Source organism: Desulfitobacterium chlororespirans DSM 11544, from assembly GCF_900143285.1.
Lineage (GTDB): Bacteria > Bacillota > Desulfitobacteriia > Desulfitobacteriales > Desulfitobacteriaceae > Desulfitobacterium > Desulfitobacterium chlororespirans.
The window spans coordinates 388,198-409,807 of the sequence record NZ_FRDN01000004.1 but is presented as its reverse complement, the minus strand read 5'-3'; the positions used below and the strand labels follow the sequence as shown (position 1 = coordinate 409,807).

Annotated in this window: 21 protein-coding genes; 17 read left to right on the top strand and 4 right to left on the bottom strand. The window is 49.6% G+C overall.

The annotated features are described in order from the left end of the window. Nucleotides 1–46 precede the first annotated feature (46 nt). The 9 genes from BUA14_RS04750 (at nucleotide 47) to BUA14_RS04710 (ending at nucleotide 10,083) form a co-directional block, all read left to right on the top strand. Nucleotides 47–868, top strand: a complete 822-nt coding sequence (locus BUA14_RS04750) for a helix-turn-helix domain-containing protein (RefSeq protein WP_084078463.1) — start codon at nucleotides 47–49, stop codon at nucleotides 866–868. Between the two features lie 144 nt (nucleotides 869–1,012). Then, entirely contained in the window at nucleotides 1,013–1,999 is a 987-nt protein-coding gene (locus BUA14_RS04745) for an ABC transporter substrate-binding protein (RefSeq protein WP_072771519.1), read from the top strand. A gap of 94 nt (nucleotides 2,000–2,093) precedes the next feature. After that, nucleotides 2,094–3,812 (top strand): ABC transporter ATP-binding protein, encoded by a 1,719-nt coding sequence (locus tag BUA14_RS04740; protein ID WP_072771518.1) that lies wholly within the window; start codon nucleotides 2,094–2,096, stop codon nucleotides 3,810–3,812. A gap of 21 nt (nucleotides 3,813–3,833) precedes the next feature. Continuing rightward, nucleotides 3,834–4,886, top strand: a complete 1,053-nt coding sequence (locus BUA14_RS04735; RefSeq protein WP_072771517.1) for a FecCD family ABC transporter permease — start codon at nucleotides 3,834–3,836, stop codon at nucleotides 4,884–4,886. Continuing rightward, entirely contained in the window at nucleotides 4,886–5,953 is a 1,068-nt protein-coding gene (locus BUA14_RS04730) for a FecCD family ABC transporter permease (RefSeq protein WP_072771516.1), read from the top strand. Before BUA14_RS04735 ends, BUA14_RS04730 begins: the two co-directional genes overlap by 1 nt. Before the next feature lie 15 nt (nucleotides 5,954–5,968). After that, on the top strand, nucleotides 5,969–6,796 hold the full coding sequence (locus BUA14_RS04725; RefSeq protein ID WP_072771515.1) for an ABC transporter ATP-binding protein: 828 nt from the start codon (nucleotides 5,969–5,971) through the stop codon (nucleotides 6,794–6,796). After that, complete coding sequence (locus BUA14_RS04720; RefSeq protein WP_072771514.1) at nucleotides 6,793–7,548, top strand: nucleotide-binding protein; 756 nt, start codon at nucleotides 6,793–6,795, stop codon at nucleotides 7,546–7,548. Before BUA14_RS04725 ends, BUA14_RS04720 begins: the two co-directional genes overlap by 4 nt. Beyond that, nucleotides 7,545–8,870 carry a nitrogenase component 1 gene (locus BUA14_RS04715; RefSeq protein ID WP_072771513.1) on the top strand — a complete coding sequence of 442 codons (1,326 nt, stop codon included), beginning with the start codon at nucleotides 7,545–7,547 and terminating at the stop codon, nucleotides 8,868–8,870. The genes BUA14_RS04720 and BUA14_RS04715 overlap by 4 nt, the downstream gene beginning before the upstream one ends. Then, nucleotides 8,851–10,083 carry a nitrogenase component 1 gene (locus tag BUA14_RS04710; protein WP_072771512.1) on the top strand — a complete coding sequence of 411 codons (1,233 nt, stop codon included), beginning with the start codon at nucleotides 8,851–8,853 and terminating at the stop codon, nucleotides 10,081–10,083. Before BUA14_RS04715 ends, BUA14_RS04710 begins: the two co-directional genes overlap by 20 nt. A 576-nt stretch (nucleotides 10,084–10,659) precedes the next feature. Here BUA14_RS04710 and BUA14_RS04705 read toward each other — a convergent pair. Next, nucleotides 10,660–11,646, bottom strand: a complete 987-nt coding sequence (locus BUA14_RS04705; protein ID WP_072771511.1) for an iron-siderophore ABC transporter substrate-binding protein — start codon at nucleotides 11,644–11,646, stop codon at nucleotides 10,660–10,662. A 186-nt stretch (nucleotides 11,647–11,832) separates the two neighbouring features. On the opposite strand from BUA14_RS04705, the gene BUA14_RS04700 reads away from it, so the two are divergent. From BUA14_RS04700 to BUA14_RS04685, 4 genes are all read left to right on the top strand, one after another. Beyond that, nucleotides 11,833–12,672, top strand: coding sequence for a helix-turn-helix domain-containing protein (locus tag BUA14_RS04700; protein ID WP_072771510.1), 840 nt, complete (start codon nucleotides 11,833–11,835; stop codon nucleotides 12,670–12,672). A 39-nt stretch (nucleotides 12,673–12,711) separates the two neighbouring features. Beyond that, complete coding sequence (locus BUA14_RS28950) at nucleotides 12,712–12,876, top strand: helix-turn-helix domain-containing protein (protein WP_084078461.1); 165 nt, start codon at nucleotides 12,712–12,714, stop codon at nucleotides 12,874–12,876. A 223-nt stretch (nucleotides 12,877–13,099) separates the two neighbouring features. After that, a complete protein-coding gene (locus tag BUA14_RS04690) occupies nucleotides 13,100–13,465 on the top strand; it encodes a glycine cleavage system protein T (protein WP_242954548.1) in 366 nt (121 codons plus the stop codon). A gap of 454 nt (nucleotides 13,466–13,919) precedes the next feature. Further along, nucleotides 13,920–15,722 (top strand): cell wall-binding repeat-containing protein, encoded by a 1,803-nt coding sequence (locus BUA14_RS04685; protein WP_072771509.1) that lies wholly within the window; start codon nucleotides 13,920–13,922, stop codon nucleotides 15,720–15,722. Nucleotides 15,723–16,013: 291 nt separating this feature from the next. On the opposite strand, the gene BUA14_RS04680 is transcribed toward BUA14_RS04685, so the two are convergent. Further along, nucleotides 16,014–16,745, bottom strand: coding sequence for a DUF3102 domain-containing protein (locus BUA14_RS04680; RefSeq protein ID WP_072771508.1), 732 nt, complete (start codon nucleotides 16,743–16,745; stop codon nucleotides 16,014–16,016). A 147-nt stretch (nucleotides 16,746–16,892) separates the two neighbouring features. Beyond that, nucleotides 16,893–17,033, bottom strand: a complete 141-nt coding sequence (locus BUA14_RS28945; protein WP_143153428.1) for a helix-turn-helix domain-containing protein — start codon at nucleotides 17,031–17,033, stop codon at nucleotides 16,893–16,895. Between the two features lie 412 nt (nucleotides 17,034–17,445). Between BUA14_RS28945 and BUA14_RS04670 the strand changes: the two genes are divergently transcribed. Both BUA14_RS04670 and BUA14_RS04665 read left to right on the top strand, forming a co-directional pair. Beyond that, nucleotides 17,446–18,246: a MerR family transcriptional regulator gene (locus BUA14_RS04670; protein ID WP_072771507.1), complete on the top strand. Its 801-nt coding sequence runs from the start codon at nucleotides 17,446–17,448 to the stop codon at nucleotides 18,244–18,246. A 1-nt stretch (nucleotide 18,247) separates the two neighbouring features. Beyond that, nucleotides 18,248–18,889 carry a GyrI-like domain-containing protein gene (locus BUA14_RS04665; protein WP_072771506.1) on the top strand — a complete coding sequence of 214 codons (642 nt, stop codon included), beginning with the start codon at nucleotides 18,248–18,250 and terminating at the stop codon, nucleotides 18,887–18,889. 200 nt (nucleotides 18,890–19,089) lie between these two features. On the opposite strand, the gene BUA14_RS04660 is transcribed toward BUA14_RS04665, so the two are convergent. Continuing rightward, on the bottom strand, nucleotides 19,090–19,662 hold the full coding sequence (locus tag BUA14_RS04660) for a Crp/Fnr family transcriptional regulator (RefSeq protein ID WP_084078426.1): 573 nt from the start codon (nucleotides 19,660–19,662) through the stop codon (nucleotides 19,090–19,092). A 746-nt stretch (nucleotides 19,663–20,408) separates the two neighbouring features. Here BUA14_RS04660 and BUA14_RS04650 point away from each other — a divergent pair. Further along, a complete protein-coding gene (locus BUA14_RS04650) occupies nucleotides 20,409–21,050 on the top strand; it encodes a TetR/AcrR family transcriptional regulator (RefSeq protein ID WP_072771503.1) in 642 nt (213 codons plus the stop codon). A gap of 273 nt (nucleotides 21,051–21,323) precedes the next feature. Next, nucleotides 21,324–21,554, top strand: coding sequence for a double zinc ribbon domain-containing protein (locus tag BUA14_RS04645; RefSeq protein ID WP_072771502.1), 231 nt, complete (start codon nucleotides 21,324–21,326; stop codon nucleotides 21,552–21,554). The last annotated feature ends 56 nt before the right edge of the window (nucleotides 21,555–21,610 follow it).

Sequence of the window (21,610 nt, the reverse complement as noted above, 5' to 3'; positions counted from 1 at the left end):
AAAAGCGGTTGCTGCTAAAATAATAAGCCCCTTGGAGGAAAAAGCCTTGGAAATCAGCCTTAATGAAATTATCGATTATTATGCCAAAGCGGATGTCTCTTTTGTGGGAGCCTTTGGGGAGAGGGTATCCCCCCAGTTGAAAGTCCTCGACCGGCATACCAACCCGGCTGGGGGAGGATTGGTTATTCCTTTCAGCGGCAGCGCTTGTTTTACCTTCGACGGCAAGCCTTATGTTATAGAGCCGGGGATGGTCGTTCATGCCGGTCCCGGCATGCGGCTGAGCAAGGAAGTCATCGGTGACCGGGAATGGGAGTATGCTGTGATTCACTACCATATTCCCCAGCATGAGAGGGATGAATATCCTTTGTTTCACAAGGATTTTTCACTGGCTCATGGCCGCAGCGCCAAAGTTCCCCATCTGGTACGGCAGATTCTCGACATCCAAAGCATACCTGGCGCGGCGGCGAAGTTCCAGACCAAAGTCCTTTTCCTTTCCTTATTGCAGGAAATATTCACAGCAGCCTGCGGGCAGCCCGGCCACGAGGACAGCAAGCTGATCGAAGAGGCCATGGGATATATCCGCTTGAACTATGCTGATGAACTGACCGTGCAAAAAGTGGCTGATGAGTTTAGCACCGAAAGGCGGCAGTTTTCCTATTTATTCAAACGTCATACGGGAATGAGTCCCATCCATTACTTAATCGAATGCCGGATCAGCAAAGCCAAAGAGCTGTTGGGCTCCCCAGGCTGTTCTGTGAAACAGGTGGCGGAATGGGTCGGCTATACGGACAGTCTTTATTTCAGCAAAGCGTTTAAGAAATACACGGGGGTTTCGCCGTCGGAATACCGGGAGGGCTTTGCCCTATAAGTTCGCTTAGCCAAGCAGGAGCAGAGTCAGCAAAAATCCATAGGGTTTTGAATTTTAGTCCATTTCAATTTAAAGTATCCCTTGCTATACTGACATTGATGAGTTAGCTACAACTAACTCGAACGCTATTGGAGGGGTATGATAATGAAAAAACTAAGGGTACTGATAGTGTCCATCTCACTGATGCTGGGGCTGCTTACAGGTTGCGGCGGAGCGCCGGCCAGCAATAATGCTGAGGTTCCTTCGGAAAACACGCCTGCGGCAGGGGAAGAAGCTGCCTGGCCAAGGACCTATGTGGACGCCGTGGGAAATGAAATCGTTTTGGATAAGAAGCCGGAGCGCATTGCTCTGCTGAATTTTCATAATTACGAAGCCATTGTGGCTTTAGGCCAGATTCCTGTGGCGGCTACGGATACGGAGACGGTTTACAAAGGGTGGGGGTCGCTGATCCCTTATGCGGAGAAGTTTGAAATTATCGATGTAGGGGCCACGAAAGCCCCCAATCTGGAGAAATTGGTGGAAGTCAACCCGGATGTCATCCTCTATATTGACAGCACCCAGGGCGCCATTGTGGAAGACCTGAAAAAAATAGCCCCCGTCATAGCCGTGGCCGGCGGACCGATCCCCGGCTATGGTGAGAATTGGTCCACCTGGCAGGGGGTGATCAGAGAGTATGGCATGATGTTGGGTGAAGAAGCAAAAGCTGAGGCTGAAATTGCCAGATTAGAGGGCTTGCTGACGGATGCCAAAGCTAAGCTTGCTCCTGATCAGGATAAAACCTTTGTCTTCATCAGACTTCAGGAAAAGGATATCTATTCCTGGATGCCGGATTTTGCCTTTAACCCGGAAAAAGGCATCGGCCTGAAAAGCCCTTATGAAAAACCGGGGCAATTATCCCTGGAGAGCCTGGCGGATTTGAATCCTGACTTTATCATCCTCTATGACGAAATAACCAATACCGTGGATGAAGATAAACTGGCTGATTTAAATGCCAACAGCTCTGTATGGCAGTCCTTGACTGCAGTGAAAGCGGGGCAGGTGATTTCTGTCGATCGCTCCGCCTTTTCCGGCGGACCTCTGGGCATGGAAATTGGGATTCGCGCCCTTGTTGAAGAGCTGACAAGCAAGTAGAAAATTTACCGGGCGTTGCCTGTTCGGACGGCCAACGTTCGGTTTCTGTTTGCTGAAACCTTCAACTATTGACGAAAAAAGGGGCAAATCAATCATGATGATCAGACGGTTTCTGCGGTACTACAGCCCCTACAAGGGACTGTTTCTCCTGGATGTCTCCTGTGCTGTAGCGGCCGCCTTGCTGGAATTGTTTTTTCCTTTTACAGTCCAACATATTGTCGATACCCTCCTGCCCAGGGGAGAGTGGAAGCTGATTTTAGGGGCCTGTATCCTGCTTGGGTTGATCTATATCGTGAATACGGTGCTGAAATTTGTGGTGGGATATTGGGGAGAAAAACTGGGACTCTACATCGAGACGGATATGCGGATTGAGATTTACACTCATCTGCAAAAGCTGTCCTTTCGCTTTTTTGATAATCATAAGCAGGGCCAACTGGCTTCCCGGATTACCAACGACCTCATGGATATCGGCAATATGGCCCATTATGGACCGGAGCATTTCTTGATCTCCACCTTTACCCTGGCCGGCGCCATGGTGATGATGTTCCAGGCCAACTGGCAGCTGGCCCTGCCTCTGAGCCTGTTTGTGATGATCCTGCTGGCGATCAATATGCATTTTATGCGCCGGCTGGTGGTGACCAGAAAGCGCATGTTCGGCGCTGTCGGCGGTTTTTTGTCAAGGCTGGAGGATGGTATCGGCGGCATCCGGGTGGTGCAGGCTTTTGCTAACGAAGACCATCAGAAAAAGCTGTTTGTGTCGGACAATCAATGTTTTTGTGAAGCCAAAATTGACGGGTTCAAGAATGTCGCCCAAAACGAAGCGGTTACCTATATGTTTATCAGTCTGTTGCCGGTGCTGGCTCTGCTGGGGGGAAGCTGGTTTACTTTGAACGGCAGGATGACCGGCGGTGAACTGTTCAGCTTCATTCTCATTGCCAATGTGATGGTCATGCCCATCCGCATGCTGGCGGCTTTCTCCGTCCGCTTTCCCAATGGCATGGCAGGTTTTAAGAACTTTGTGGAAATTATCGATACGGAGCCGGAGATCAAGGATGCTCCGGATGCGGTGGAAGTATCCTCCTTGCGGGGGGATATCCGCTATGAGCAGGTGAGCTTTGGTTATCGTGAGGACAGCACGGTCCTGAACACTATCGATCTGTCTGTCCGGGCCGGTGAAACGGTGGCTTTCGTAGGGACATCGGGTGCCGGTAAAACCACCTTATGCAGCCTGCTTTTGCGCTTCTATGAAGCGGATGAAGGGCGCATCACCATTGACGGGATGGATATCCGCAAGCTTAAGCTGGCTTCTTTAAGGCAGCAGATCGGGGTGGTGCAGCAGGATGTTTTCCTTTTCTCCGGCAGCATTGGGGAGAACATCCGCTTCGGCAAGCTTGGTGCCACAGAAGAAGAACTATGGGAGGCGGCCCGCCGGGCCCGGCTGGACGATTTCATCCGGGAACAGCCCACGGGCATGGATACCTTGATCGGAGAACGGGGGGTAAAGCTTTCCGGAGGACAGAGGCAGCGCATCGCCATTGCCCGCATGTTCCTGAAAAATCCGCCCATTCTCATCCTGGACGAAGCCACGTCCTCCCTGGATACCCTGACCGAGTCTTCGATTCTGCAAGCTCTGGCGGAGCTGGCCCAGGGGCGTACCACTCTGATCATTGCCCACCGGCTGGCGACCATTCGCCATGCCGACCGGATCGTGGTCCTGACGGAGGAGGGTATTGCCGAAGAAGGGGGTCATGAGGAGCTTTTACGGAAAAATGGCATCTACAGCAATTTGCATAGGGCGCAGGTCGGTGCATAGCAACAAGGGGGCTGTCAGTCAATGAAACATACCAAAGAGTCAGCGCAACTGCTTAAGGCAGGGCAGGACAAGAAAAAAGGCCGTACCTGGGCGGGGAGCCTCATTATTCTGGGGGGAACGGGACTGCTTATACTGCTGATGGCCTTTTCCATCACCAAGGGAGCGGCGGAAATCCCCCTCTCCGTGATCGGGGATGTATTGTTCCGCTTTGACTCTATGAATACTCAGCATTTAATTATCGTGGATCTCCGTCTGCCCCGGGTCATCGCCAGTGCCATGGTAGGGGCGGCCTTTGCTGTGGCCGGAGCCATTATGCAGGGGATAACCCGCAATCCTTTGGCGGACTCCGGGCTGCTGGGGCTCAATGCCGGGGCCGGCTTTGCCCTGTCTCTTTGCTTTGCTTTTTTTCCCGGTATGGGGTATATGCAGGTTATCTTTTTTTCCTTTTTAGGCGCGGCTCTGGGGGCGGCTTTGGTCAACGGCATCGCCTCTATGAGGCGGGGAGGAGCCACTCCCATGCGGCTGGTGCTGGCCGGTGCCGCGGTCAGCGCTCTTTTGATCGCCCTCAGTCAGGGCATTGCTCTGTATTTTGACGTAGCTCAGGATATTATGTTTTGGACGGTGGGAGGGGTGGCCGGTTCCAACTGGGTTCAGATTAAGATCATGACACCATGGATCGTGGGCGCCCTGCTGGGGGCCATGATCCTTTCCCGTTCCATCTCCCTGCTCAGCCTTGGTGAAGAGGTGGCCAAAGGATTGGGCTTGAACACCCTGACCATCAGTATGCTCTGTTCCCTGATCGTGGTCATCCTGGCCGGGGCCTCCGTTGCTGTGGTGGGTGCTGTGGGCTTTGTGGGACTGATCATTCCCCATATTGTCCGTTATTTGGTAGGTGTGGATTATCGCTGGATCATTCCTTCTTCGGCGGTCATGGGGGCTTTGCTCATGGTGCTGGCGGATCTGGGGGCCAGGAGGCTTAATCCCCCCTTTGAGACACCCGTCGGCGCTCTGATCGCTGTGGTCGGCGTTCCTTTCTTTCTCTATCTCGCACGCAGGCAAAAGAGGGCATTGTAATGAACACTCAACTTAACACTAAACTGAACATTCAACAACAAAAAAACGAACTGTACAAAAGGAAAGTAGCCCGGCGTCATCGGATGATCCTGGCCGGATGTGTGGCTCTGCTCCTTCTTTCTTTGCTGATCAGTATGAACTCGGGTTATGCCAAGCTGACTCCCCTGGATACCCTGCGCACCCTGTTTGGGGGCGGTACGGGCAAGGAAAATCTGATTTTGTTCAGCTTCCGGCTGCCCCGGATCGTGATCTCGATGCTTATCGGCGGGGGGCTGGCTTTATCCGGCTGCATTATCCAGAGTATTGCCAGGAACGGACTGGCGGACCCCGGACTCCTGGGGATCAATGCCGGTGCGGGACTGATGGTCATTCTCTATGTCATGTTTTTTGGTGCCCAGTCCTTTCTGTCCATCTTCACTTTACCCTTTTTATCCTTAATAGGAGCGGGGGTTACAGCGGTTCTTGTCTATATCCTGGCCTTCAAAAAAGGGGAAGGAATCGCGCCCATGCGTCTGGTCCTGACCGGTGTGGCGGTCCAGGCGGGGATTTCGGCTCTTACCACCCTTCTGGTGGTTAAGCTGGACGACACCCAGTTCGATTTTGTCGCCACCTGGCAGGCGGGCAGTATCTGGGGATCCAACTGGAATTATGTGCTGGCCCTTTTGCCTTGGCTGCTTTTGCTTATTCCTTATGTCATGATGAAAAGCCGGGTGCTGGATGTGCTGAATCTGGGTGAGGATGAAGCCTGCGGTTTGGGGGTGGCGGTGGAACAGGAACGGCGCAAGCTCCTGGCAGCAGCCGTTGCTTTAGCGGCTTCCTCAGTGGCGGTCAGCGGCAGCATCAGTTTTGTGGGATTGATCGCTCCCCATTTAGCCCGGCGGCTGGTGGGACCGAAGCACAGCATTTTGCTGCCTGCCTGTGCATTGGTGGGAGGGGTGCTGGTGGCGGTGGCGGATACCATCGCCAGGGTGATCGTCCAGCCCGCGGAAATTCCTACCGGCATCGTGGTGGCCGTGATCGGCGCACCCTATTTTCTCTACTTGCTGGCCAAAAGCAAAACAGCATGAAAGGAGCTGAAGTAGATGAACAGTATTGCCACAGAGTGTCTGGCCATCGCCTATGAGGATAAAATGGTGGTGGACAATCTGGATATGCAGATCCCTCAAGGAAAGATCACCACTATTATCGGAGCCAACGGTTGCGGAAAATCAACGGTTTTGAAGGCTGTGGGGCGCATCCTCAAGCCTAAGGGAGGCATGGTCTACCTGAACGGCGAGGATATCCGGCGCCTGTCCACCAAGGAAGTGGCCCAAAAGATGGCGATTCTGCCTCAGTCTCCCCAGGCTCCGGCCGGTTTGACGGTAGGTGAATTGGTGGCCTACGGGCGCTTTCCTCACCAGCGGGGCATGGGCAAGCTTAAGGCCGGGGATAAGAAGATCATCGCCTGGGCCCTGGAGGTAACCAAGCTGACGGAATTGGAAACGACAGCCGTGGATAATCTCTCCGGCGGCCAGCGCCAACGGGTCTGGATCGCCATGGCCCTGGCCCAGCAGACGGATTTGATCCTCCTCGACGAGCCTACCACCTATCTGGATCTGTCTTATCAGCTGGAGGTGCTGCAGCTGCTCTACCAGCTCAACCGGGAACAGGGCTGCACCATCGTGATGGTTCTCCATGATTTGAACCTGGCGGCCAGGTTTGCCGACTATATGGTGGCTATCCGGGGCGGGAAAATCATCCGTCACGGTACGCCGGAGGAAGTGATGACCGTCGAAGTGTTGCGGGAAACCTTCCAGATTGAGGCGATGATTATTAAGGAATCCCGGACCGGGAGGCCTACTTGTGTTTTCTATGACCTGATCGATCAGCAAAAGCAGCAAAAGAAAGTATCCGGAGGAACTTTGATATGAAAAAAATTGCAATCTACGGCAAGGGCGGCATCGGCAAATCCACCACCGTATCCAATGTAGCGGCAGCCATGGCGGCCATGGGTCTGAAGGTGCTGCAAATCGGCTGTGATCCGAAGGCTGATTCCACCCGCAATCTGACCGGCGGGAAAAATATCCCCACCGTTTTGGATACCCTACGGGAGCAAAGCGACGCTACCCTTGAGGAGCTGGTGGTGGAAAGCAGCACCGGGGTATTGTGTGTGGAGGCGGGGGGACCTGTGCCGGGTGTAGGGTGTGCCGGACGGGGGATCATTACGGCCTTTGAGAAGCTGGAGGAACTGGACGCTTATACGATCTACCGGCCTGATGTGGTTCTGTACGATGTCCTAGGCGATGTGGTCTGCGGCGGTTTTGCCATGCCCATCCGGGGCGGGTACGCCGATGAGGTGTGTATCGTCACTTCCGGTGAGATGATGTCCCTGTATGCGGCGACCAACATCTCCCACGCCGTCAAAAGCTTTGGCAAGCGGGGCTATGCTTCCCTGCGCGGGCTGATTCTCAATGCCAAAAACTTTGCAGGAGAGCAGGAACTGGTGGACAAGGCGGCGGCGGAGATTGGAGCACCGGTTCTTTACCGTTTGCCCCGGGATCCGGCGGTGCAGCAGGCCGAAGCCCAAGGCAAAACCGTGGTGGAGGCTTTCCCGGATTCGGAGATGGCCGGGCATTATAGGGCTTTGGCCAAATACCTGCTGGAGGGGGCTGCTAAGGCATGAAGGAATTAAAAGAGTTAAAAGAATTAAAGCATTTAAAGCGTCTGTCCTCAGTCAAATCCGGCACGGGGATTAAATTCCTGACCCCTGCCGTTTCACCCGGGTCCCACTGTCCAATGCGGATCGCTTCCGTGATTGTCAAGGATATTCAAGGTCTTTCCTCTCTGCTGGTGGGAACCCAGGAATGTGCCACTCATTCCCGGCTCTTCAACCCCCATCCGGAGGGCAGGCAGGGGGAACTGCACTGGCTGTATACTCTTAGTGATCAAGAGGTGGTGTTTGGCTGCCGGGAAGGATTGCGGGATGCCCTGAAAAAGATGGATCAGGCGGGGGCCAGAGCGATTCTGCTCATCGCCACCTGTATTCCGGAGTTAATCGGCGAGGATATGGAAGGGATCATTCAGGAAATTCAACCGGAACTGTCGGCACGGGTTACCTATGTGATGCTGGGTCAATTCAAGAACGTCAGCCATCCCCCCGGCTCCTGGAAAACCATGAAGGCTCTGGGATTGCTGATGGAAAAGAAAGCCACGGATCCCAGGCGCATCAATGTCCTGGGCCGGGCACCGGAGGAGGACCATATTCCTGAGCCCTCACTGCTTCCTGAGCTGGTCAGGCAGGGCATTGCTCTGCGTTACCTGGCACCGGGTGCCTCCCTGGAGGATTTGCAGAGTGCAGGGGATGCAGCTCTCAATCTGGTGGTGTCTCCTTATACCCAGCCCCTTGCCGTGCAGATGCAGGAGGAATTGGGAATTCCCTATGTCAGTCTGCACCATCGTTATGCAGTAAGGGATATCGACCAGGCCTATGAGGACATCGCCCAGCGCTTCGGCCTGTCCTGGGGAGATGCCCTTGCCGAAGAGCGCCGACGGGCCCTGGCTCAGGAACATCAGGCCCAACAAAGGCTCGGCGGGCTGCGGTTTGTCTGCGTGCCCAGAGTCGATTTGCCTATTCCCCTGTCAGTTTACCTGACCGGCCTTGGTATGGAACCCCTGCTGCTTCATTTGGAGGAGTATTATCCTGAGGATAAAGATCATGCCGGGCAACTTATCGCCAGGGGGCAGGACCCTCTGGTCTGCCGGATGGTCAATGAGGAGGCGGAGCTGCCTATTCTGCAAAAGCTGAATCCGGATTTATGTATCGGCTATATGTCCTATACGGATATCAGGATTCCCTGTGTAGCCAATATGATGGATTATTACGGTCAGGTGGGCTATGAGCGGACGCGGGGTTTATTGACAAGGATTTTGGGGGTAGCGGCTAAAGTGGATCCAAAGGATATAAAGGAGCAAGGAGGAATGGCTTATGGGACTGCATCGCTTTAAACCGGTACCTTCAGGGCGGATGGGCACATTGTGGACCCTTGCCACGATCAAGGGTGCTGCTCTTGTGGAATTCGGCTGTATGGGACATATGCTTTACAGCGGCGTCACTCTGAAACGGGCCGGTGTCCACGACGGCTGCAAACTTTACTCCACCCATATCGATGAGGCGGATATTGCTCTGGGAGGAACAGGCCGGCTCAACCATACCCTCGATCATGTCTTAACGCAGGATCGGCCCCGGGTGATTTTTCTGCTGCCCTCCGCTATTCCTGAGGTCATCGGGACGGATCTTCCGGCCCTCTGCGAGGAACTGCAGGGGGACTACCCTGATGTCCGTTTACTGCCTTTCGGTCATGGCGGCTTTGCGGTCAATCAGCACCGGGGCATCCAGGAAGCTCTGCTTCTCCTGGCCAAAACCTTGCCGGTAACCATCGAAAAAACAGAGCAGCCCACCTTTAATATCATCGGTTCCTGTGCCGATTTGTTCCGCTTCCAGGCTGATGCCGGGGAGATCCTCCGCCTCATGGAGGGAGCCTTCAGCATGAAAGCGGTTTGTGTGATGACTTCCCATACCTCTGTGGAAGAGATCGAGAGGATGGGGAGTGCCCATATCAACCTGGTCCTGCGCCGTGAGGGGGAAGCTGCTGCCAGGCATCTGCAAAAGCGCTTCGGAACGCCTTATCTGCTCGGGCGTCCCTATGGCCTGGAGGGAACCCGCCTCTGGCTGGAACAGATCGCTCAACTGTCCGGAATCCCGGTGGATGCCGCCTTCCTCAACCAGGAGCGGCAAACTGCCCGCAGCCAACTGGCCCCGGTGATCCCCCATTTCCGGCACATCACACGTTCCCATCCGGAGGAAGCGATGCTCTCTCTGGGCGGGCATGCCGATGTGGTCAAAGGGATTCTGGAATTTGGCCGTAAGGAGCTTGCTCTTCCCCAAGGAACCTGCTGGTGCGATTGTCCCGAGATGGGAAGTGAAGAGATTCCTTATTTTGGGGAAGACCAATGGTCCCAGGTGGTCGGGGAGCATAAAAAAGGCCTGCTCATGGCCAGCGGCGAAGCGCTGGAATGGGCGGGGCGCAACGGTGACATGCAGATTGCCAATCCCGATACCAAATGGCGGTTGCATCCTTATGATCCACCTTTGGTAGGATTTCGCGGCGCAGTTCATTTGGTCAACCTGTGGAGCAATGAGGATAGGGATGACCACTGATGAGGGGACAAACAAATCATCAGTTTTTAACTATACACTAAAGAAGCAGCCCAATTTGCATAACAAGGAAACTTACTGCAAATTGGGCTGAGTTGCTGCGATAGTTTTTTAAATCCATAATAATGAAAAAGTAAATTGTCTAGTGATCTGAATTCAATAAATGAGATATAAAAATCGAAGACAAAAACCAAATAACCCCACCTAATAACCAAATTAAATCCAGAGTTTTGTATTTCATATAGTTCAAAAACACTAAACTAATCCCAAAAGTAATTCCTCCTATCACACCATATATAAGAAAATTTTTTTTCATTATCGTCCTCACATCCTAGCTCTACAATAAAATTCTAAATCATTCCGATTTAGACGATTTGTTTGATTAACATAACAATTGCAATAAGTATACTGTTATTTACTATTTGATACAAGAGTTGCAATCATTGTAAATTATTTGGTCGACTGTGGAGGAAAGGGGAGAGGGGCGGCCACTGATGAGGGGAAAGGGCAGGCAAATAGGAAAAGGCTATTGGCCCAAAGGAGGCCATAGCCTTTTTCATAATCAATGAGATTTATCGTCTAGTTTTCTATCACCCCGGCGACGATATTTTGCGCTGCCAGCTCGATGGCCCGTGGGCTGCCGCTCCATACTGACATATTCAGATAAATCACATGACCGTTCTTCACCGCTTTCAGATTGCTCCAAACGCTTTGCTGGGACCCCCATTGTGTGAATTCATCATAGGCTGTTTTGCTGTCGGCATGCAGTAAGATATAATCCGGGTCCATAACTGCGATGCCTTCCATGGTTGCTGATTGCCATGTCTCCGGATACTGATCAGGAGCCTTGAGCCCCAGGCCTCGTTCACTGCTGTAATAGGCTCCCAGCTCTTTGCTGCCCAGAAGCTCCATGGTCTTTTGCTCACTGGAGGTAATGCGGAGGCTGGCAAAGGTCTGATCACTGTATGAGGATAATTTCCCGCGGGAATCGGCAAGCAGCTGATGAGTTTTTTCTTGATATTCCGCAGCTTCATTTTCTTTGCCTATCACCTCGGCTGTGGCTTTCAGTCTATCTTCCCAGGTTGTATAGCCCCCCAGGTTCACTGTGGGTGCAATTTTCCGCAGCTCGTCATAGATATCGGCATTAAAGCTGATATTTCCGATAATCAGATCGGGGTCAAGCTCTAAAATCTTTTCCAGGTTGGGTGCCGCCGAGGAGCCAATATCCACAATCCCTTTACCGCGGTAAGGCTCCAGGGTATCCCACATAGCTATTCTGCTTTCCGCGAAACCCGCGCCGATCAAGGGTGCATCCAGAGCCAGCATGTATTCCATATCCGAAAAATGGACGACAACAATTCTTGAAGGTGCCTTCTCCAGGGTAACCTCATGTCCCGCCGCATCGATGATGGTTCTTGGCCAGGCCTGGTCCGCCACCTCATCCCCTGAACCGGCTTCCGGCGCACTTACACCACTATTTTCCGCGGGCGTCCCGGCGCAGCCCATCAGAACAACCAGCAACAAGGCGATTGGGACTGAGACCATCAGCCCCCTTAGTTTTTTCATGGTTCATTCCCCCAATTCATTATAGTTAGCTATAGCTAACTTGCAAAGCAAGTATAGCAAACTTCCCATTGCATGGGAATGGAATAAAAACCCCGCATGCATGGAATTTTCCGAGCTTATCCTTTTGGGGAATGAAGGAGGGGGTGGGGGAGGGAAAAAAATGAATGAAAGGAGATTGACTAGCAAATGACGATCAACGTCAATAAACTTGTGGATTATTATGCAGGTGCGGCGATATCATTTTCGGATGGATTTTCGGAGATAGTCCCTTCCGGCAGCAGAGAGCGGGGTTCGAGGACCTATCATGGTGCGGGAGGACTTTTGGTTCCTCTTAAAGGCAGTGCCTGCTTTACCCTCAACGGCATGCCCTATATACTGGAGCCCGGTATGATCATGCATGCCGGACCGGATATGTGCCTGGATAAAGAGGTCATTGGCAATAAAATATGGTGCTATGCGGTGGTTCATTATCAAATTCCGGAGCAAGAACACCGCTCATCCCCGTATTATCATGAACATTTTACTTTTTCTACGGGCCTAAATACCCGGATTATGGATATGACCCAGCAGCTTCTGGCCTGTGAAGCTGCCCGGAGCAGCCTGGCCGCTTTGCGAAGCAGGTCCCTGTTTCATCATCTCGTTGAAGAAATTCTGCTGTCGGCGAAACGGCAGTTATGCGACAATAAGAGTGAGCTGATTGAGGATGCCGTCGCTTATATCTATGAAAATTATTCGCAGCAGTTATCCATCGCCAAACTTGCCGGGCAATATGGTTTAGGTGGCAAACAATTTACCCGGCTGTTTCAAATGCATACCGGCATAGCGCCGGCCAGATTTCTGGCCGAGCTGCGCATCCAACGGGCCAAGGATCTGCTGCAAACCTGTTCTTCGGTGAAGCAGGTGGCCGAATGCGTGGGCTTTTCCGATAATCTCTATTTCAGTAAAGCCTTTAAAAAGCAAACCGGGGTCTCCCCCTCGGAATTTCGCCAGGATATTAAAAAGGACACGATACCAAATGAACATTGACCATGAACATAAGGTGTTTAATTAATTTCAACAAAGTGAATAGCACATAAACCCTTAGAAGCATACCTTGATTCAGGGAGAAGCATTCAGAGGGCTTCCGAACGATTCTTTCTCCATAAGAATACTTTATATTACCGAATTCGTAAGATTGAAGAGTTGTGTGCAGTTAGTCTGGAGGATGAAAACGTGTGCTTTAGCTTATAGTTCAGAGTGTTGCGAATCATTGGCTAAAGCCCTTATTATCAAAACGCCGTGTGTTTGGACTTATTTTCGATGTGCTTGCCTGACCCTGAGCTGCTCAATAAAATTGTTGGCAATAAGTATCACTTCACCAGTGAAAGCACACGGTGCAAGAGATTTTTCTATCAGATGTGCGGACGATAGGCATCACAACATCATGGTCCACCTTATCTAGGATAAGGAGGATGTGCTGAAGGTCATCGCTACAGCATTTGAGGCGGGAAACAGCTGTGATATCATGGATATGGTGGGCGATTACGACTATGTCCGCAACAATGGTGGTATGCACATTGATGTCGTATATGACGGCAATAGGATGATTGGAGCTTCCTCCGGACGCATGCTCTCCGCTAAAACACGGGAAATGCTTTCTCTGTGCACCATCGATCAGGATTATGCTGTGGAAGGCAAAGTGGTTGAGGTTCTCTGGGGCAACCTCGGAACAAGACAGATGAGAATCAAGGCAAAAGTAATGCTGCTCCCCCATATCAAGGAGGACAGAAACGAGAACTTTGATGTGGAAAGGATCCCTCGTCCTGTTTTTAAGAAATAATCTGCAGATAAAACATATTCAGCAGGAAAAGGCAGCCCTTTTAAAAGGGTGGCCTTTTCCTGCTGAATAATTGTTAAAGAGCCGGCTGATGCGGGTAAACGCCAGGTTGCCTCAAAGCAAGAAAGCTGCGCACATCATCAACGAACTGATACAGAGGATCTTTGGTCTATGAAAAGACCGATAACCTTGACGACAGCAAGAGCCAGCGGGTGGATATGCAAAGGAACTGGCGAAAGGGCTTGCCGGATAGTAGAAGAACAGTTATTTTTGCATCAGTTTTGTGTCAGTTTTGTGATAGAATAAAGTATACAAGAGAGTAATTATACAGGGAGAGATTCATATGGTGTCAAGGCCAAAGGAAGTTAAAGCCCTATCGCTGGTTGCCAAAGATAGCCTTCCATTGGTCAATTGCCGTTGGTAGGTTGTGAGGTGAATTGATGAGGTTAATGGCTCCATGGCGATGGAAAGAATGCCACTTACGCAGTCTGATAAGGGTAGTATATATGATATATTTTACGAAGAAAAAATAAAAATGGAGGGGGAATTTGTTATGTCCATGCGCAAAATAATTACGGGTTCACTACTCATACTTGCATTTGTTTTTACGTTTTGTTTCCCCGCGGCAACCATGGCGGACACGTCGCCGACCGTAACAAGATTGGCCGGCTACGATCGGTACGAAACGGCAGCCGAAATTGCCAAATCTGGCTGGACAAAATCGGACTATGCTGTACTGGCTTATGGGGAAAACTATCCAGATGCCTTGACGGCTGTCCCCTTAGCGTACAAGTATGATGCACCGATTTTATTAACAAAATCAAATAGTATGCCGGAAGTGACAAAGCGGGTCATAAGCGGTTTACAGGTGAAAAATGTAATCATCATAGGCGGAACAGGTGTAATCTATGCGTCGGTTGAAGAGGAACTAGAAGCAATGGGTATCGATGTTAACCGCGTTTTTGGCTATGATAGATATGAGACGGCCGTGGAGGTTGCCAAACAAATTACTGCTGCCCAAGATTCTCCGGAATTGTTTGTTGTAACAGGAGAGGACTATCCCGACGCTTTATCCGTGGGTTCGATTGCTGGGTTTAAACAAATGCCGATTATCCTGGTGCCAAGTGACGGGGTTCCGGATTCGGTAAAGAATTATGTTTCTAGTGCAAATGTGAATAAAAGCTATGTTATAGGCTATTCGGATGTCGTTAGTGATTTGGTGTACAATGAATTTCCCAAAGCAGAGCGAATCTTGGGAGTGGATAAATATTCCAGAAATATAGCCGTAAATCAAAAGTTTGAGAATGAATTTAAATCAGAAAAGATATGTCTGGCTACAGGAGAAGTATTTGCCGATGCTTTATCCGGCGGAGCGTATGCGGCCAAGATTGGGGAGCCGGTCATTCTGGTAAATAATGATCCTCCAGATAATATAAAGAGCTATTACCAACAAAGAGCGGCTAAGGCAAATAAAGTTAGTGTATTTGGCGGAACAGGAATTGTACCGGAGCGTGTCATAGAAAATTTAAACCAGGGAAGTACTATTTGGAGCGATAGTGTTTATCCGACAGGTATAAGTTTAAACAAAAGTATACTAAACATACCGGCTGGAGGAAGCGAAACGCTGACGGCTCTATTGGAAGCATCTGACGCATCTGGTAACCCTGTATATGGAAATAGCGGTAACGTAACGTGGTCTTCGAGTAATCCAGCGGTAGCGACAGTAAGCGACTCAGGAAAGGTTGTAGGCGTAAAAGAGGGTACAACGGTTATTACGGTAACAGTTAAGGACGGGGGAAAGACGGCTAGCTGTAATGTAGGGGTATACATTGATGCATCGTTCGGCAATAATTTAGATTTTGATAAGTTTGAATTAACAATAAGCGATTTAAAAATTGGCGCGACCGAAGCCACCTTTAAGTTTCAGCTGCTTAAAAATGGTGAGGATATTACTGAGCTTGTCACTCTGAAAGCAGATGCGTTTGCTCCTAAAAGAGAATTGAAGGATGAGATACTACCGGTATCCTTAGATAATTTAGAAGAGACTTTAAAAGAACGAGCAGCAGTGCTTGGGAAACTGCCGGTAACCTTAAACTATTCGGAAAAAAAAGGAACGATAAAATTTGAGGACCCTTCTGATGGAGAGAGGCTACGGTGGATTTATTTATATTATGAGTATAACGAGAATGGGCCATGGAAAGGGCTGCTTGGTACGTCCTATGACTGTTGGAAAGACGGCAAGCAAATATTAAGTGATTAGTGCGTGTCAGGCTCGTCTGTTCCAGGTGTTAAAAACGAAGTCTTCCATGATATAATTATGAACGATTTACAAGCAGGCGCGACAGAAACTACCTTTAAATTTCAGGTATGAGCATTCCCGTGTGGTCGGCTCCTCGACCCAGCGGATCTCACCTTGTTTCTACCTGGCAGCCGCGCGCCCGTCTATGCAATCATGCCCGGTTTCAAAGTTGACGGGCTGCCCCGGCTTTGGGGATTGCTTGGTGGCCACTTTTGCCCCCGAAGCGTAGGCCAAGGGAGCGGCTTTATGGCCTTATTCCGGGTTAGTTGTTTTAACGGATAAATTCGTTCTAATCGCGGGGGGATATTCCTGCAGTGTCGCAACCATGTTGGTCGCAATTTCCAAGGCCTTTTTCCGGTTGACTTCCTTCCGCGCCGTGTCTATCCTGCTCTGGGCTACGAGTGTTTTCAGCAGCTCATTATAGGCGCTGATCAAGTTGTCGCGGTGCAGGGCAAATTGCTCGTCATACTTCATGCTTTCGGTGTAGGTTTCGGCCGTTGGCTGCACGGTTTTGGGCTGTATTTTTCTCACCTTTGGAGTTACCTTGACGACCGGGACCAGTTCCGTGCTCTGTTTTTTTTCCTGAACAGCCGCCTGCAGTTCTCGTTTGCTCATGTTTTCAACATCATGGCAGGCCAAAAATTCTTCCCGCTCCTCCGCCGGAATCCCAAGGAGGATAACCGCCTGGGAGAAACTAAGATTCGAATCTGGATTCGAATCTGGCAAGCTCACGCCGGGTGAGGCGGATTTAGGCCCGAATTCCCGATAGATCCGCATCAGGTGATTGGCTGTCCGCTGGGAATAACTGACCTCTTCCTTCAGCCATTCCCCCCATTCCCCATAGGGGAGCATTGCCTTGGCTTCCGTCAGACAGCGCCCGATTTGGACACAGCTTTGGAGCATGATTTTGTCGGTCCGGCTTTTAATTAAGTTAATTTCGGACGCAATTTGCGTTGGCGTCCGGACAGATAATTCAACATCCATTTTGGTTACACTCCCTTTAACCGGAAATATTCTGCAGAGTATACAACAGAATATTCCAATCCCTGGGCGAGTGTGAGGGCTTCAACTGCGTGTTCTTTCACTTTTTAGGCGGAAATATGCCATTGCCCGAAGGGTGAGCTGGCTATTTTACCGTAACAGCCTCATGGAAAGCTGAATATGGAGAAGCTCATCCGGGTTTTTAAAATCGGTTTGTCCGATTTCTTTGATCAGCTCCAGCCGGTAGTTCATGGTTGACCTGTGAATAAATAAATCCTTGGCGGTTTGCACCACTGACGGTTAATGCCCGCTCTGTCGCCGGTGTTAGCCCGATAGGTGAGAGGAAGCATTATGAGCCAATCGGCATCGTCATCGAGACAGCTGTAAATATTGTGATGAACCATGTATTTATTCTTCACCTCTCCATAAGGATCTTCTAAGGAAAGCTTTTTTCCCCTCCCGGAAATGCCCCACAGGGTCTTATACCCCTGGTGAGGATGCTTTTTTTATGTGCAATAGGATGCTATAATCAGGCTGAATTCAGGCGATAGGAGGCAAAAATATGCCGGATGAAATAGACATTGGATTCCTGCCGTCGCAAATAAGATTTTGCCATTTGGTAAGCCTGAGAAGGCCGTGAAAGATATTTCCTTGACTTTCCTGTGCAGAGGACAGTTTATAATCATAGCATGGAGGTGAATTCATGTATAAGATCAGTGATTTTTCAAAAATCACCAAACTGACGGTCAAGGCTCTGCGCTATTACGATGAGGAAGGAATTTTAACGCCGTCCCATCGTGATGAAAACAACTCGTACAGATACTATGATGACTATGATTTTAGCAAAGCCCAATTTATTGTTTTGTTAAAATCCCTGGATTTCTCCATTGCCGAGATCAAGGAGATTTTGGCCAACGGTGACAGGGACGCGGACCTGTCCTACTATCTGGCCGAAAAGAAGCAGCAGATTTTAAATAATATAGCCAAGGAAAATGCGCTGATCCAAAAGATGAATCTCCACATTCAATCCCCAAAAATGGAGGAAAGAGCTATGGAACATCCAATTGAAATCAAGGAGTTTCAGTCCGTAACCGTTGCATCCATCCGTTATCAAGGGAGTTATCGCGATGTTGGCACCTATATCGGAACCCTTTATAAGGCGGTCAAAAACAATGGAGCCGGTGCCCCTTTTAACCTGTACTACGACGCTGAATATAAGGAAGAGGCGGATATTGAAATCTGCCTGCCAACAAAAAAGCTGATTCAGGACCCCAGGGTAACCGCCAAAACCTTGGGGGCAGTTAAAGCTCTGTGCACAATTCATAAGGGTGGGTATGACTCCCTGAATTTAGCCTACAAAGCATTGCTGGATTATGCTCACCGGAATCATTTAAAATGCCTGACCCCCTCCCGGGAGGTTTATCTTAAAGGGCCGGGCCTGATTTTCAGGGGCAATGAAAACAATTATCTGACGGAAATCATCATTCCGATTGAGGAGGCTTAAGATGGCCGGTGAAAAATTGGATTATAAAAAAGCCTATAAAGACCTCTATCTGCCCAAACCCAAGCCCATGCTGGTTGAGGTGCCGCCCATGAATTTTATCATAGTTGACGGTCAAGGAGACCCCAATCCGGAAGGGGGAGAATACCAGCAGGCTGTGGAACTACTTTATGCGATCACCTATACCATTAAAATGAGTAAATTGAGCGGCAGTCCTCCCGCCGGATACATCGAATATGTGGTTCCCCCTTTAGAGGGACTATGGTGGTGTCGGGGCTCAGCCTTTGATCTGCAGGATCGTGAATCCTGGCTTTGGACGTCAATGATCCGGCAGCCGGAATTTGTTACTGAGGAGGTTTTTCAGTGGGCAGCGGCGGAATGCCAGCGAAAAAAACCTGGGCTTGATGTTGCCAAAGTCAGGTTTGAGAAATTTAGTGAAGGCTTATGTGTGCAGATGATGCATCTCGGGCCTTTTGCGGATGAGCCGGCCTCCCTTGAGAGAATGAAGGCTTTCATGGAGCAGAATGAACTGGTGGATATGACCGGTGCTGAACGCAAGCATCATGAAATCTATCTGTCCGACCCCCGTAAAACCTCCCCGGAAAAGTTGAAAACCGTGCTGAGACATCCTGTGGCAAAAGCTTGAGGCAGGTTCTCTTTTTTCTTCAATACAATAACTATCCTGGCTGGTTAAAAAATAGAGCGCAAGGAACTCGAAAAGGGATTTTAAGGGATCTGCAAGGGAAAACACAAGGGGGACGCTGTGAAATTTTCGCGGCGTCCCCCTTTTAAGTGAAACATTAGAAAATGTTGCCGGTGGCTTAATTATGTCATGGAGGGATTAGCTTACTGGACCAAAGGAAGGCGAGAAAGGGTGTTATATTTATTGGCATCCCAAGTGCCATCTAAAGTGCTGAAGAAATCCAATTCATTGTTGAGCCATATCTTTCCGTAGCCCAGCTCTATCAACCCCTGGCTTTGCAGCTTCTTCAGACCAAGGGTGACGGATGGCCGGTCGGCATTCACGATTTCGGCAAGATCCTCATGGGTGATATTCAAGGGAATCCTGTTCCAACCTCTGCCTTCAACCGTATTGAGGACCAGAAGTGCCCGCTGAACCCGGTCGTAAATTTTATTTGTATTCATAATCCATTGTTGCCGCATAAAGGCATTGGCAATCAAGTCGTTTGCCAAAATAATCTTTTGCAATGCCGACTTGTCACTGCTTAAATAAATTTTAAGCCCTGCAAAAGGAATTTTGCAGGCCTTCATTTTTGTGAGCGTTTGAACATGATAAGAGACAGGAAATCTGCTTTTAGAAGGTGCAATCAAACCAAATGCATATTCTTTTCCTAAAAGAGCCAGGACCAATTGCTCTTCCACATGGTGATCGTCATACATGACCCCCATATTCATCATCCCTATCCCGCTGATAATAATATAAGCACTCTGATCTTTGGCTTCCTCATAGATAATCTGGCCTTTTCTTAAAGTCTCAATTTTTTGCGGATATGTATTCTGTAAACCTGGATTCTGACAGTAAGACGAAAATAAACAGGAATCTTCATTCTTCTTTGATTTTTGTTGCGTTCACGATTAATTATAAAGCAGCTGACCCATCAATTCTGTTGGAATTATAACAATTGGCAATCAATCTTCTTAAATGAAAATCACCAAAGATCACCCGAACAGGCTCTCCGGAGCCTGTATTTTTATATGTGTCCTGTTTATCCAGGGCAGGGGGCAATTTTGTTGCCCGTTGGAAATAGTGTAGAGATATCGGCAATTGTACGAACTACAACTGAATTGCGGAAAAACCCTTGCTAATATTTAAATCAAGACAAGTTGGTCTTCCCAAAGGCGGTTTCTTAGGCAAAGGAGGGATGAGGAAGATTGAAACCCCTTCATCCGCTGACATGTTAAGGTTGTCACAATTGATCCTATTTACGGGATTTGTCAGTGCCCCCGGCGAGGGACCGAAAGGGTGAATCGAAAAGAGGTGTATTTGCTTAATGCTCAAAGAAAGATGAAGAAAGAGGATTACTGAAATCATTGCGTTGAATTGCGCTGCCATGCCCTTGTATTTCATCTTGAATCCTGCAGGAAAGACTTGTATAATAAATAAAAAAATACTAGTCTATGGCCGAACCGTATAGGAGGGTGTCATGACAACGTATGATATGATTAAAGAAAGCCTGAAATCGCTCCTCAAGACCACTCCGCTGAAAAACATCTCCGTGGAGGATATCTGTCGCAACGCCTATGTCTCCCGTAAAACATTCTATACGTATTTCACCAATAAATTTGATCTTATTGACAAAATGTTCCAGGATGATGTCATCGCCTCTATGAACGAATTGCGCGAGCTCCTGCCCAGGAGCAACTTTGATTCCTCGGCGGTCATTATACTGGAGCGTTTTTATCAGAGCTTTTATAGTGAAAAAGACTTTTACACCTGCATCGTGCGGGGCAAAGGCCAGTATTGGTTCCGCGATCGCCTTGTGATGCATATCACGAATGTCAATAAGGAAATAACCCAAAGGTACGCGAAAATTTTGCCACCGGTCGAGATCGAATACATGAGCTATTTTTTCGCGGCATCGCAGGCCATGCTGCTGTACAAGTGGCTGCAGGAGGGATGTGAGCGCCTGACCCCGCGGCAAATGGCGGAATATTATATAAAATGGGCAATGCGTAATTGGGATTTTTTAGAAAACGATGAAAGCTCCGAACCGCGCTTGGCGCGAAATGAGACGCGGAGTGGGGCGCGTCGCGCCTCCGGTGCACAGAAGAAGGGCTCTCTGTAGAAATAAGCAAACTATATAGTTGTGAAAATCGCTGATGAACTATTCAGCGGTTTTTTTTGTTTGCAAACAAGGGGTTGCCAGCAGCAAGTAACATTTTTACATATTTGTTACCAATATATCACTATTTCCAAAGTATTGTAACAATAGTGACAACGAAAGGCATCATTTTGAGAATTGAAGCCCCGCAACCACATTTGTTAAAGTTATTACAAGCAATAATGGCGGGATCGCCAACAATGAAGAACTGATTCATGAAAAGAGGTGTATTGACTTATGTGCTTCCGACCCCCTAATGTTTCCAAACCGACGCGATGCTCCTGCGGTACACTGAACCCGCCGAGTGCCCCCAAATGCCGCAAGTGCGGCGCTCCGCTGGCGGCAGCTGAGATCGAAACCTTCACCTGCCCGCGTTGCGGCACTCAGAGCCCGGTGACGGCTGCGGCTTGCGGGAATTGCGGTCTGACCGCGGAGGAGGCCGCGGCCTACAAGAACCCCGAGGATTAATCCAACCGTTGAAGGAAAGGCTTGTCTTGGGGTTAAGCTGAATGTCAGTAGCGTAT

Excerpts from the sequence above, each read along its gene's own strand:
- BUA14_RS04715 (WP_072771513.1), top strand. The coding sequence starts at position 7,545 with ATGAAGGAATTAAAAGAGTTAAAAGAATTAAAGCATTTAAAGCGTCTG.
- BUA14_RS04740 (WP_072771518.1), top strand. The coding sequence starts at position 2,094 with ATGATGATCAGACGGTTTCTGCGGTACTACAGCCCCTACAAGGGACTG.
- BUA14_RS04725 (WP_072771515.1), top strand. The coding sequence starts at position 5,969 with ATGAACAGTATTGCCACAGAGTGTCTGGCCATCGCCTATGAGGATAAA.
- BUA14_RS04735 (WP_072771517.1), top strand. The coding sequence starts at position 3,834 with ATGAAACATACCAAAGAGTCAGCGCAACTGCTTAAGGCAGGGCAGGAC.
- BUA14_RS04670 (WP_072771507.1), top strand. The coding sequence starts at position 17,446 with ATGTATAAGATCAGTGATTTTTCAAAAATCACCAAACTGACGGTCAAG.
- BUA14_RS04705 (WP_072771511.1), bottom strand. The coding sequence starts at position 11,646 with ATGAAAAAACTAAGGGGGCTGATGGTCTCAGTCCCAATCGCCTTGTTG.
- BUA14_RS04660 (WP_084078426.1), bottom strand. The coding sequence starts at position 19,662 with ATGATGAATATGGGGGTCATGTATGACGATCACCATGTGGAAGAGCAA.
- BUA14_RS04665 (WP_072771506.1), top strand. The coding sequence starts at position 18,248 with ATGGCCGGTGAAAAATTGGATTATAAAAAAGCCTATAAAGACCTCTAT.
- BUA14_RS04650 (WP_072771503.1), top strand. The coding sequence starts at position 20,409 with ATGACAACGTATGATATGATTAAAGAAAGCCTGAAATCGCTCCTCAAG.
- BUA14_RS04710 (WP_072771512.1), top strand. The coding sequence starts at position 8,851 with ATGGGACTGCATCGCTTTAAACCGGTACCTTCAGGGCGGATGGGCACA.
- BUA14_RS04685 (WP_072771509.1), top strand. The coding sequence starts at position 13,920 with ATGGCGATGGAAAGAATGCCACTTACGCAGTCTGATAAGGGTAGTATA.
- BUA14_RS04720 (WP_072771514.1), top strand. The coding sequence starts at position 6,793 with ATGAAAAAAATTGCAATCTACGGCAAGGGCGGCATCGGCAAATCCACC.
- BUA14_RS04645 (WP_072771502.1), top strand. The coding sequence starts at position 21,324 with ATGTGCTTCCGACCCCCTAATGTTTCCAAACCGACGCGATGCTCCTGC.
- BUA14_RS04680 (WP_072771508.1), bottom strand. The coding sequence starts at position 16,745 with ATGGATGTTGAATTATCTGTCCGGACGCCAACGCAAATTGCGTCCGAA.
- BUA14_RS04700 (WP_072771510.1), top strand. The coding sequence starts at position 11,833 with ATGACGATCAACGTCAATAAACTTGTGGATTATTATGCAGGTGCGGCG.
- BUA14_RS04745 (WP_072771519.1), top strand. The coding sequence starts at position 1,013 with ATGAAAAAACTAAGGGTACTGATAGTGTCCATCTCACTGATGCTGGGG.
- BUA14_RS04730 (WP_072771516.1), top strand. The coding sequence starts at position 4,886 with ATGAACACTCAACTTAACACTAAACTGAACATTCAACAACAAAAAAAC.